The sequence below is a fragment of the Streptomyces sp. LS1784 genome (assembly GCF_020103755.1).
Taxonomy (GTDB): domain Bacteria; phylum Actinomycetota; class Actinomycetes; order Streptomycetales; family Streptomycetaceae; genus Kitasatospora.
Genome location: NZ_JAHSQD010000271.1, coordinates 1 through 10,936, shown reverse-complemented (window position 1 = coordinate 10,936; position 10,936 = coordinate 1). Strand labels below are relative to the sequence as shown.

The 10,936-nt window shown below is 72.9% G+C and carries 10 protein-coding genes and 1 pseudogene; 4 read left to right on the top strand and 7 right to left on the bottom strand.

Features of this window, described 5'->3' with window-relative positions:
* Positions 1-1,606: hypothetical protein (locus KS423_RS26515; RefSeq protein ID WP_224282287.1), on the top strand; the 1,606-nt coding region annotated here is incomplete at its 5' end.
* A gap of 66 nt (positions 1,607-1,672) precedes the next feature.
* Here the strand turns inward: KS423_RS26515 and KS423_RS26510 are convergent.
* The 3 genes from KS423_RS26510 to KS423_RS26500 all read right to left on the bottom strand — a co-directional run bounded on the left by KS423_RS26510 (position 1,673) and on the right by KS423_RS26500 (position 3,639).
* The gene (locus KS423_RS26510; protein ID WP_224282286.1) at positions 1,673-2,134 is read right to left on the bottom strand and encodes an SsgA family sporulation/cell division regulator; all 462 of its coding nucleotides are present in this window, start codon (positions 2,132-2,134) and stop codon (positions 1,673-1,675) included.
* Between the two features lie 180 nt (positions 2,135-2,314).
* Complete coding sequence (locus tag KS423_RS26505; RefSeq protein WP_224282285.1) at positions 2,315-2,872, bottom strand: Dps family protein; 558 nt, start codon at positions 2,870-2,872, stop codon at positions 2,315-2,317.
* A 41-nt stretch (positions 2,873-2,913) separates the two neighbouring features.
* The gene (locus tag KS423_RS26500; protein ID WP_224282284.1) at positions 2,914-3,639 is read right to left on the bottom strand and encodes an alpha/beta fold hydrolase; all 726 of its coding nucleotides are present in this window, start codon (positions 3,637-3,639) and stop codon (positions 2,914-2,916) included.
* A gap of 288 nt (positions 3,640-3,927) precedes the next feature.
* Between KS423_RS26500 and KS423_RS26495 the strand changes: the two genes are divergently transcribed.
* Complete coding sequence (locus tag KS423_RS26495; protein ID WP_224282283.1) at positions 3,928-4,764, top strand: alpha/beta fold hydrolase; 837 nt, start codon at positions 3,928-3,930, stop codon at positions 4,762-4,764.
* Between the two features lie 181 nt (positions 4,765-4,945).
* Positions 4,946-5,869 (top strand): VOC family protein, encoded by a 924-nt coding sequence (locus tag KS423_RS26490; protein WP_224282282.1) that lies wholly within the window; start codon positions 4,946-4,948, stop codon positions 5,867-5,869.
* 148 nt (positions 5,870-6,017) lie between these two features.
* Here KS423_RS26490 and KS423_RS26485 read toward each other — a convergent pair whose 3' ends face one another.
* The 3 genes from KS423_RS26485 to KS423_RS26475 all read right to left on the bottom strand — a co-directional run bounded on the left by KS423_RS26485 (position 6,018) and on the right by KS423_RS26475 (position 8,651).
* Positions 6,018-6,746, bottom strand: a complete 729-nt coding sequence (locus KS423_RS26485) for an alpha/beta fold hydrolase (RefSeq protein ID WP_224282281.1) — start codon at positions 6,744-6,746, stop codon at positions 6,018-6,020.
* A 127-nt stretch (positions 6,747-6,873) separates the two neighbouring features.
* Positions 6,874-7,722 (bottom strand): helix-turn-helix domain-containing protein, encoded by an 849-nt coding sequence (locus tag KS423_RS26480; protein ID WP_224282280.1) that lies wholly within the window; start codon positions 7,720-7,722, stop codon positions 6,874-6,876.
* Between the two features lie 107 nt (positions 7,723-7,829).
* Entirely contained in the window at positions 7,830-8,651 is an 822-nt protein-coding gene (locus tag KS423_RS26475; RefSeq protein WP_224282279.1) for an alpha/beta fold hydrolase, read from the bottom strand.
* A gap of 528 nt (positions 8,652-9,179) precedes the next feature.
* On the opposite strand from KS423_RS26475, the gene KS423_RS26470 reads away from it, so the two are divergent.
* Positions 9,180-9,635 (top strand): SsgA family sporulation/cell division regulator, encoded by a 456-nt coding sequence (locus KS423_RS26470; RefSeq protein ID WP_224282278.1) that lies wholly within the window; start codon positions 9,180-9,182, stop codon positions 9,633-9,635.
* A gap of 450 nt (positions 9,636-10,085) precedes the next feature.
* Here KS423_RS26470 and KS423_RS26465 read toward each other — a convergent pair.
* Positions 10,086-10,936: pseudogene (locus KS423_RS26465) on the bottom strand (transcriptional regulator); the annotation flags it as partial.

Below are 10,936 nucleotides of genomic sequence, written 5' to 3'. Positions count from 1 at the left end.
CCCCGAGGCCGCCGCGGCCGCCGTCCAGCCCGGGCAGCTGATCGACAGCCCGCCCACCCCGGCGGCCCCGCACGGCGCGCTGGTCGCCGTCACCGGCGTGCAGCCGACCGCCGACGGGAAGGTGGCCGTCACCACCCGCCCGGCCACCCTCCCCGAACTGCTCGGCGGAACCAGCACCAGCCTGCGGAGCGCCGTCAGCCCGAGCACCTTCCAGGTCGAGCCCCAGATCGGCGGCGTCCAGGTCACCACCGACTTCGGCGCGACCTCCGGACAGGGCTCCGTGTCCGGCAGCCTGGGGCTGAGCGCCAACGCCACCGTCCCGCTGCCCGACGGCAGTTCGGCGACGCTCTCCGGCTCGGTCTCCCTCCACCCGGCCATCGACTTCTCCTACCAGGGCGGCCTCGGCCTGATCGACCCCCAGCAGGCCCGGGTCGGCTTCACCCTGGGCGCGCACGCGGACTGGCGCGTCAGCGCGAACCTCACCGCGAGCACCACTCCCATCCGGATTCCGCTGGCCAAGTACAGCGCCAGCCCCGTGCTGATGGTGGGCCCCCTGCCCGTCGTCATCAACCTGGCCTTCACCCTCTCCGCCGACATCAGCGCCGACGGCACCGTCAGCCTCGACGCCGAGCAGGCGTACGACGGCCAGTGGGGCGTCCACTCCGACTACGTGAAGGGCCCGGGCTGGACCACCACCACCGACCCCGGGAACTCCACCGTCTCCCCGCTGCGCCTCAACCTCAAGGGCTCCGCCTCGGCGAAGGCCGGGCTGCTCGCCGAAGGCTCGATCGCCCTGTACGACACGGTCGGCGTGAAGGCCTCCATCGAGCCGTACCTGCGCGCCACCGTCAACGGCTCCATCGTCCTCGACGGCACCGGCACCACGCCGGCCGTCAACGGCGCGGCGGCCCTCTACGGCGGACTCGACATCAACGGGGCCCTGATGGCGCAGCTCGCCATCCTCGGCACCCCGATCCTGTCGGCGGACCTGCCCTTCCTCGCCTTCCACCGCGAGTGGCCGCTCGCCTCGGTGAGCGTCGGGCAGCCCCCGACGCCCCTGGTGAACTGGGCCTCGCTCAACGCCAGCCTGTTCGACGACAACCAGTCCGCGTACCTGAAGACCCGGCCGGACTGGGACCCGTGGGCCCTCAAGGCGTCCTGCCAGGACGGCAGCCGACTGGTCGGGCTCAGCTTCGGCGGCGACAACGGCCTGTGCACGGACGTCACGAAGGCGAACCTGTGGGAGGCCGGCCACTCGTTCGTCGTCGACCACGGCGGCACCTACGTGACCACCGACTGGGCGCCGGGCTACTCCAAGGCCCAGTGCCCCGCCGGCTCCGTCATGACCGGCTACAGCCGCAACGGCCGGACGATGGGCGCACTGTGCGCCAAGTCCGCAACGCCGCTCGGGACTTCGACCCGCACGCTTTGGTTCGACAAGGGCGACAACCGCCCCACCGCGGCCAAGGGCGGTGACTTCTCGTACGGTTTCGCCAAGGGTCAGTGCGCGGACGACGAGTTCGTCGCGGGCATGGCCTACAGCCAGCCCTGGTGGCAGCTGTGGGCGGCGCGACCGTACGCGCTGCTCTGCCAGAAGCTCGCCTGACAGCCGTCGCACGGGCCACCGGTCCGGTCGTCACCCCTCGATCGGGTGGCGGCCGGACCGGTCGTCTCAGCGGCCGCCGACCAGTCGGCTCAGTTCGGCGTCCCAGTCGATCAGTTCGGATTCCCTGCCACGGGCCACGAGGGCGAAGCTCCGCTCGCACAGCCAGCTGCGCACCGGCTCGACCGGAACGTCGATCGAGGCGGTGCCGTCCTCCCCCCTGAGCGTGATCCGTAGCTGCCGGCGGCCGTGGCAGCGGCACGGCGGCAGGACCCGCACGTCGCCCATCCCGGCCGGTCTGTGCAGGCCCTTCCACAGCAGGTCGCGGGAGAACTCCCACGTGCCGACCGCCGGGTCGGAGCCCGGGAACTCCATGACCACGGCGAACGGCTGGTCACCGCAGTACACGAAGCGCACCGGCAGGTCGATGAACCTGCCTTCCCCGAGCTGGAGTTGCCCGCCCAGGTCGAGTGTGGCGCAGTCCGCGCCCGCCGCAGGGCCCTGGTCGGGGAACGGATGGCGTCCGGGCACGGGACCTCCAGGGGCGATGGGTGGACAGGTGCAGCCGACCACGGGTCGGCTGCACGGCTCCGGCGACCGTGCGGGTACCGCCGGAGCCGGTGGGCGGCACGACAGGTGCCGGGCCCGCCGACGAACGGGCCCGGCACGGAGCGGGGCCGGGCCCGCCGACGAAACAGGCCCGGCCCGCGGTCACGCCCCGTTCTCGGGGGTGACGACCAGGTGCTCGGCGAGGAACCAGACCTGGGTCTCACCGGTGCGGATGATCTGGGAGACCAGGAGGTCCTGGGTGCCGTCGTCGCCGAGCTCGGCCGTGCGGGTGGCGGCGTCACGGACGTCGGCGAGGATGGTCTCGTGCGCGTCGAGCAGGCGCGAGAGCATCGACCACACACTCTCGATGCCGTCCGGCGGGCGCGGCACGTCCGTGATCTGCGCGGCGTGCCGGGGGTCGCCCACCGCGACGCCGCCGAGGCTCTGCACCCGTTCGGCGAGTGCGTCGACCAGCTCCAACTGCTCCTGGGCGTGCTTGTCGAGGAGCAGGTGCAGCTGGTAGGCGGTCGGCCCACGCATGCCCCAGTGGTACTTCTTGTACAGCGCGTACAGGAACTGGGTGTCCGCGAGGACGCGGTTGAGCCGCTGGCACGAGTACTGCCGGGCGTCGTGGGAGAGCGCGATCGGCAGCTGGGTGACGGTGCCGAACTGCTGGATCTCGGGGCCGTGCTGGTGGAGTCGCGGCTGCTGGCTGGTCATGGTGTTCCTCGGGTTTCTCGGGTTTCTCGGGGGTGGGGTGGTCAGTTGTCCACGGACCGGACGGCTTCGCGGATCAGGTCGGCGACCCGCTCGGGGTGGGAGAGCATCACCAGGTGCGAGGAGTCGACCTCGACCGTGGTGGTCCCGGCGCGCCGGTAGCCGAACCGCTGGACATCGGGGTTGAGGGTCCGGTCGGCGGTGGCCACGATCCCCCAGGACGGCTTGGTCCGCCACGCGGCGGTGGGCGCGGCCTCGCCGAACGCCGCTGCGGCGAGCGGCCGTTGGGTGACGGCGAGGACCCGGGCGAGCTCGGGGTCGACGTCGGCCGCGAAGATCGCCGGAAGACGGTCGACCTCCACCGAGACGTCGGTGCCCTCACCGCTCCCGTCCTCCAGCGGGAAGGGGCTGTACACCAGGGCGGAGGCGAGGTCGGAGGCGGGGAAGCCGCCCTGCAGCTCACCCAGGCTCTCCCCCTCCTCCAGCGCGTAACCCGCCAGGTACACCAGCCCCTTGACGTTCTCCTCGGCGCCCGCCACGGTGATCACCGCGCCGCCGTAGGAGTGGCCGACCAGCACGACCGGCCCGGGAATCCGCCGGACCACCGACGCGATGTAGGCGGAATCGCCGGTCAGACTGCGGTTGGGCACGGCCGGCGCCACCACCTTCAGTCCGTCGGCCAGCAGTTCGGGGATCACCCGGGCGAAGCTGGAGGCGTCGGCGAAGGCGCCGTGCACGAGCACGACGGTGGGCGTGTCGTTCGTCGTCATGACTGAATCCTTACTGGGCCTTACCGAGGCCTTCGGATCACTGACTTCTTCGGCCATCAGGCTAGGAACGCACGGGCCCGGGGCCTGTCCCGACCGCGCACTGTCGACGGTCGGTCCGCGCACCGGATGCGGGGGTCGAGCCGCTGTCACCTGTCCGTCCCCGCGGGTGCTCCCGGCCACAGCACTCTCGGACGACTCGGGGTGCTCTCAGAGGCAATCGGCCGACGGCGGACGGCCCTAGCGTGTGACCCGTCGCAGCCACACGCTGCCGTAAGGAAAGGAAAACCCGTGCCGTACATCACCGTTGGCCAGGAGAACACCACCTCCATCGACCTCCACTACGAGGACCGCGGCACCGGCCAGCCGGTCGTCCTCATCCACGGCTTCCCGCTGAACGGCGACTCCTGGGAGCGCCAGGAGGCCGCGCTGCTGGACGCCGGCTACCGGGTCATCACCTACGACCGCCGCGGCTTCGGCCGGTCCTCGCAGCCGACCACCGGCTACGACTACGACACCTTCGCCGCGGACCTGAACACCGTGCTGGAGACCCTCGACGTCCGCGACGCCGTGCTCGTCGGCTTCTCGATGGGCACCGGCGAGGTCGCCCGCTACGTGGGCACCTACGGCTCCGAGCGCATCGCCAAGGTCGCCTTCCTGGCTTCCCTTGAGCCGTTCCTGTTGAAGACCGACGACAACCCGGACGGCGCCGCGCCGAAGGAGTTCTTCGACGGCATCGTCGCCGCCGTGAAGGCCGACCGGTTCGCCTTCTACACCGGCTTCTTCAACGACTTCTACAACCTCGACGAGAACCTCGGCACCCGGATCAGCGAGGAGGCCGTCCGCAACAGCTGGAACGTCGCCACCTCCGGCGGTGCCTTCGCTGCCTCGGCCGCGCCGTCCACCTGGTACACGGACTTCCGCGCCGACATCACCCGCATCGACGTCCCGGCCCTCATCCTGCACGGCACCGGCGACCGCACCCTGCCGATCGACAACACCGCGCGCCCCTTCCACAAGGCGCTGCCCGCCGCCGACTACGTCGAGATCGAGGGCGCGCCGCACGGCCTGCTCTGGACCCACGCCGAGGAAGTCAACGCCGCGCTGCTGGCCTTCCTCGCCAAGTGACCCGGTCGGCCGCGTCACCCCCGACCGCGGCCGGCCGTCCCATGTCGGTGCCGCCGGCGGCGGGCGGGCCGGGCCCCCAACGGGGCCCCGCCCAACACCCCGCCCGGCCCGGGCCCCAGACCCGCGCCCGGCGCCCGCTCCAAGCGGGCGCCGGGCGCGCACCACGATCAGGAGGTCACCCGTGAAGCTTCGATTCGCCCGGCGCGTGGTCCCGTTGGTGGCGGCTGTCGCCGCGCTGACGGCGGTCCCCGCCGCCTCGGCAACCCAGAGCAACCCGGCGAAGCCGCCGGGCGCCCACCAGCAGTTCGCCGTCGGCCCGCAGTACGACAGCACCCACGTCTACGTCGCACCCGGCACCGAGCAGGCCTTCGTGGCCAGTTGGACGTCCACCTTCGGCGGTACCACGATCGGACCGGTCTCCACCCAGGTGACCCCGACGCCCAGTCGGACGCTGTCCGAGCTGGTGGTGTCCCCGGTGGGCACGCTGTCGGTGTTCGACTACACCACGCCCATCCCGTACCCGTTCGGCACCGAGCGCACCGGCTGGCTGGTCACCGACCTCGACCAGGCAGTCCGGGCCGCCCGCGCCGACGGCGCGGCCGTGACCGTGGCACCGTTCGCCGACCCGATCGGCCGCGACGCCGTCGTCCAGTTCCCCGGCGGGATCAACGCCCAGCTCTACGTCCACACCACCCCGCCGTCCTACCCCGCCCCGGCGAGCGTGCCGGAGAACCGGCTCTACCTCTCACCGGACGCCGTCGGCGCCTTCCTCGACAGCTACGTCGCCTTCACCAGGGGCCGCATCGTCTCCGACGACCGGAAGGCCGACGGCGCCGCCCTCGGTCTGCCCGGCACGACGTACCGGCTCATCCGCCTCACCTCCGGGTTCGGCACCACCACGGTCGCGGTGACGGACGGCCACCTGCCCCACCCGTTCGGCCGGGAGCTCACCGGCTACGGCGTGACGGACCTCGGCGCCACCCTGGAGCGGGCCAAGGCCGCCGGCGCCTCGGTGCTGTGGGGGCCGGTCCACGCCGGCGGCCGGGACAGCGCGATGGTCCAGTTCCCGGGCGGCTACATCGCGGAGATCCACACCGGCCGGTGACCGGCGTGACGCGGTCGCCGGTGGGCGGCCGGGCCCCTCGTCGCCCGGCCGCCCACCAGCGCGTGCGGCTCTCCGGTCCGCACCCGCACCCGGGCAACGGCCTGTCCGTCTCACCGCCCGCCGGGTGCCGCTCCCGCGCTCGGGTGCGTCACCGTCGTACGGAAGGCGACCTGGCGGCGTCGTGGATGAGTTCCGCGACCGCGGTCGGCCGGGAGACGGCCACCGCGTGGGAGGCGTCGGGCAGTTCGAGGACGGTGGCGCCGGCGCGCCGTGCCGTGAAGCGCTGGATCGACGGGGGCAGCGCCTGGTCGGCCCCCGTCACCAGGGCCCACGAGGGCGTGGCGCGCCAAGCCGCCACCGTCGGTGCGTCGGTGAGCACCCGCTCAGCGACGGGGCGTTGGAGTACGGCGAGCACCTGGGCCACCTCCGCGTCGAGGTCGGCCGCGACGAACGGCCGGAAGCACTCCCGGGGAACGCTGAGCTCCGTCGCCCGCTCGGTGCCGTCCGTGGTGAACTCCGTACGCCGCAGCCGGGGGATGAGCGGCGACGGGTCGAAGCGGCTCGCGAGCGCGTTGTGGCTCTCTCCCACGTCGGGGAGGTAGGCCGCCACGTAGACCAGCGCGACGACGTTCGGGGCGGCCCCGGCTTCCGTGATCACGGCTCCCCCGTAGGAGTGGCCGACCAGGACGACGGGGCCGCCGATGTCCGCGACGACGGACGCCAGGTAGGCGGCGTCGTGGGCCAGTCCGCGCAGCGGGTTCGCGACGGCGAGGACCGTCAGGCCGCGTCTGTGGAGTTCGGCGATGACGCCGAACCAGGTGGTCGCGTCGGAGCAGCCGTCGTGGACGAGCACGACGGTGGGCCTGGTGGAGGGCATGGCGGCCTTTCGGATGGCGCCGGACGGCGAGGCGCACGGTCAACGGGCAGGCGTTGTCGCCAGGCGGCGGGGTGGCGAGGAGGTCGTGGCGGAGGAGGTCTCGGTGGAGGAGGCCGCGGCGGAGGAGTCAGGAGGCCGGACTGCGGTCGTCGGCCTGTGCGGCGTAGGCCTGCCACTCGCGGGGCGACACCCCGTAGGCGTCGCGGAACGCCCGGCTGAAGTGGGAGTGGCTGACGAAGCCCCACCGGTGCGCGACGGCGGAGACACTGGTCTGCCGGCGGGACGGACGCTCCAGTTCCCTGCGGCAGGCGTCCAGCCGGCGCTGCCGCACCCACTGGCCCACGGTCGTCCCGTCCTGCTGGAAGAGCTTGTGCAGGTAGCGCACCGAGATGTGCTGCGAGCGGGCGATCGATTCGGGCGCGAGGTCCGGATCGGCGAGGTTCTCCTCGATGTGGGCCCGGATCCGCGCCAGCAGCTCGGCCGCACCGCTCGCCTGTTCCGGCCCCTCCCGCTCCAGCAGCTCGCTCACCAGGATCGCGACGATGTCGGAGACACTGCGCGCCAGGTGGTTGCCCGGCCGGGCCCGGTGCGCCCGGGCCTGGGTGGCGAGCGTCCGCAGCACCTGCGAGGCGAGCGAGCCGATGCCCTCGTTCCCCCGCGCCATCAGCCCGCCCGTGCGCCGGACGTCGCCGTGCCGGACGCCCAGGTAGAAGCAGGGGACGCGGAAGTGGACCATCCGGCACTCGGCGTCCTTCAGCAGGCCCGCCGGGTGCGCGGTGGTGCCGATCAGCAGGTCCCCGGGCGCCAGGACGGTGCTGACACCGTGGCGCCGGACGGAGGCCGCACCGTGGACGTGCAGGGCGACGTAGAGGCAGTCCTCGGGGTCGGTTCCGGGCGGTGGGGAGAGGATGTCGATGCAGCCGCTGCCACCTTCAGGGGCGGTCTGGTCGAGCTGGTGGTACTGGGTTTCGGGCATGGGTGAGGGACCCGACGGGATCACGGGAGGCTCCGACCGGTTCGAATCGTTTCAGGTACGGGGAGGGCGGCCCGCCGCGCCGCTGGGCGGTCACGGCGGCGGAGGGATCAGGAGAGGAACTCCTCCACGACGGCGTTGAACGCGCCGGGGTTCTCCAGGAACGGGAAGTGCGAGCTCGCCGGGAACACGTGGAGGCGGGCGCCGGGGATCCGCTCGGCGATGAAGCGCTGGGAGGCGGGGTCCACGTGGCTTCTCCCGCAGCCGATCACCAGGGTCGGCACGTCGATGCGGTCGAGCACGTCGCACCAGTCCTGGGCGCAGTGGTCGAAGAGCAGCGGGACGCCCGCGTACGCCGGGGTCGAGCGGATCTGCTCGGTCACGAAGGCGATCAGGTCCGGGTCGGTGTCGCCGCTGAACATCGAGCGGACGAAGTCCTCGCGGGCCTCGGAGCCGTCCGGGCCGGCCAGCGCGGCGCCCAGTTCCAGGAGCCCGGCGACGTCGAAGAGGGCGCCGGACTCGTGCTGCTCCGTCTCCGTCATCCAGGGCACCGCCGCCACCGCGGCCGGCTGGTCGACCAGGACGAGCCGGCGGATGCGGCCGGTGCCGTGCTGGTCGACGAAGCTCCACCACACCGAGGCGCCCATCGACCAGCCCAGCGCGTCGAAGGCGTCCAGGCCCAGGTGGTCGACCAGGCCGAGGACGTCACGGGCCAGGCGCGCGACCCGGTAGCCGTGGCGCGGCTTGCCGGAACGGCCGTGGCCGCGGAAGTCCACCGTCACGACGCGCCGGCCCGACGCCAGCCCCTCGACCTGGTGGCGGAACATCTCCTGTGTCTGCCCCCAGCCGTGGAGCATCACCAGCGGGACCCCGTCGCCACCGCTGTCGCGGTAGGCCAGGCGCACGCCGTCGTTCGTCGTCAGCTCGTGCATGGTGCTCGTTCTTGTCCGTTCGTGTCGGCTCGCGGGTTCAGCGTGTCCGGAACCCACAGGTCGCCGGGGGGATGAGCGGCAGCTCGTAGTGGATATTCTCGCCGCGCACCGAACCGTTGACCACCGACCGACGTAGGGATTGCCGGACGAAGCTTCATCACTCTGTAGCAACGGCGCTTCGACGACGCCCCAGGTCAGGCCGGTCCCTCCGGGGGCACCTGCAGCAGGTCCCACAGCCTCAGCCCGCACCCCGTCCGGTACGCCGGGCGAAGGGTGCGCGGATCGTCACCTCGCGGTGCACGGCCGGAACATCCGTGCCGACACCTCTTCCTAGCCTGAGGAGCGATTCCGCCTCCCCCTGCTCCTCGGCAGCTCCCAGGGCCCGAGGCGAGAGCGTCGCACCGTCACCGGCACCGACACCCCGACCGTCCGGCGTGCCCCGTCCCGATCGGACACCGCACCGCCCGGCCACGCCGGCCCGGACGGCGGCCCCTCTCGGCCCCGCCCCTACACCGCCCAGGAGAACCCATGCCCCCGCACCACTCCCTCTCCAGCCCCCAGCCCCGCCCGGAGGTGACCAGCACCGGCATCGTCCTCGACGCCCGGCTCGTCCTCGGCGAGCACGAGTCCGTCGACATCCCGGTGCGCTTCGGCTACCGCAGCGACGACCCGTTCGCCGTCGCACTCGAGTTCCTCGGCCCCGCAGCGGAAGCGGGCACCTGGCAGTTCTCCCGCGACCTCCTGTGGGAGGGCCTGCAGAAGCCCGCGGGCCTCGGCAACGTCCGCATCTGGCCGCCCTGCACCTGCCACGGCCGTGCCTCCCTGCGCATCATGCTCCGGGGATGCGGCAGCGTCGTCCTCGTCGACCTCCCGTCCCGACAGGTCCGGCGCTGGCTCCGCCGGGAGACCTTCACGCTGGTGCCGCAGGGGTCGGAGGACACCCTGATCGACTGGGCCGCCGAACTGGACGGCCTGACCGCCTGACACCCGGGCCCCGCGGACGGCCCGGGCCCCGCGGACGGCCCGGCCCGTCACCCGGTGCGCGCGCACCCGGCGAGGCCATCGGCCGCGATGTCCTCGGTGGAGTGGCTACCGAAGGCCTCGGCGCCGTTCGACGAGGCAACGCGACCACAACTCACAGGCAGAACGAGCTTCCTCCAACGCGGCGGCCGTGAACGCGCCGTCCACGAAGCCCTGTTCCACCATCTGGGCGGCCACCGCCGTCAGGTGCTGCGCAACCTGCCCCACCCGCTCGGCATGTTGCCCGCCGAAGGCCGCCGGGACGACGCCGGCGAGCCCCGGGGCAAGCGCTCGCAGGGCCTCCCCCACAACACGCTCGTCCCCAACCCCGTAGCACCCTGCGAGCACGCTCCACGGCTTCACCGGAGTCGACGTGGGCCGGCCGGACCGTTCCCGTCCCCGGCCGCGTCGTCGTCACTGCTGGGACGGGGCCGGCTCCCAGGCTTGCCCGCCGGCCGGGTAGGCGTACAGCGGCCGGTCCTTCACCGCGCTGGTGCGGAACGGGGTGCCATGGCCGAGGTCCACGGGCAGCATCCCCCTCCGGTTACTGGTGGCCCACTCCAGTTCCAGGTACCAGCTGACGTCGTGGGAGGCGGTCTCGGCGGTGACCTCGATGACCACGGGGTCGCTCTCGGTCACCCTGACCGGCAGGCTGGCGCTGCTGCCTTTGGCCACGACCGGAACGGGGCGGGCCGCGTCCAGATCGACGGAGTAGGAGCGAACGCCGACTCCACCGCTGCAGCCCTCGCCCATGGAGTAGACGTTCCAGGCGAGGGGGGCCGCGATCCGGGTGATCCGGACGTTGAGGCCCGTCAGCAGCACGGTGTCCCAGCCAGTGCCCTGCACGGTGAGCTTGACCGACTGGTAGCGGCCTGGCACCGCACCGACCTGGGAGGCCCAGCCCGGCACGTCCGGCACGGCGGGCGGTCGGGGGACCTCGGACGGCGGGCGGTTGACCACGTACTGGTCGCACCTGGTGGTCCAGCCGGACGGGTGGACGGCGACGGTGATCGGGGCGCTGGTGCTCGGGTCCGTCCCGCCGGTCGACCCGGACGGGCTCGCCCCGGCAGCAGCGACGGCAGCGGACAGGGGCGGGGCCACGGACGGGACCGGGGATCCGGCGGATGACCTGACGTCGGCGGCGCGAGCGGGGTCGGTGTCACCGTCCAGGTGGGTCTTCAGACCGGTGGTGACGGCCCCGACGGCGACCAGCACCGCGGTGGCCGTCACCGCGGCGAGGACGCCCCGGCGGCGGGTGCGCCGCT

Coding starts and splice junctions, on each gene's coding strand:
- KS423_RS26470 (WP_224282278.1), top strand. CDS start 9,180: ATGCCCCCGCACCACTCCCTCTCCAGCCCCCAGCCCCGCCCGGAGGTG.
- KS423_RS26500 (WP_224282284.1), bottom strand. CDS start 3,639: ATGACGACGAACGACACGCCCACCGTCGTGCTCGTGCACGGCGCCTTC.
- KS423_RS26505 (WP_224282285.1), bottom strand. CDS start 2,872: ATGACCAGCCAGCAGCCGCGACTCCACCAGCACGGCCCCGAGATCCAG.
- KS423_RS26480 (WP_224282280.1), bottom strand. CDS start 7,722: ATGCCCGAAACCCAGTACCACCAGCTCGACCAGACCGCCCCTGAAGGT.
- KS423_RS26485 (WP_224282281.1), bottom strand. CDS start 6,746: ATGCCCTCCACCAGGCCCACCGTCGTGCTCGTCCACGACGGCTGCTCC.
- KS423_RS26475 (WP_224282279.1), bottom strand. CDS start 8,651: ATGCACGAGCTGACGACGAACGACGGCGTGCGCCTGGCCTACCGCGAC.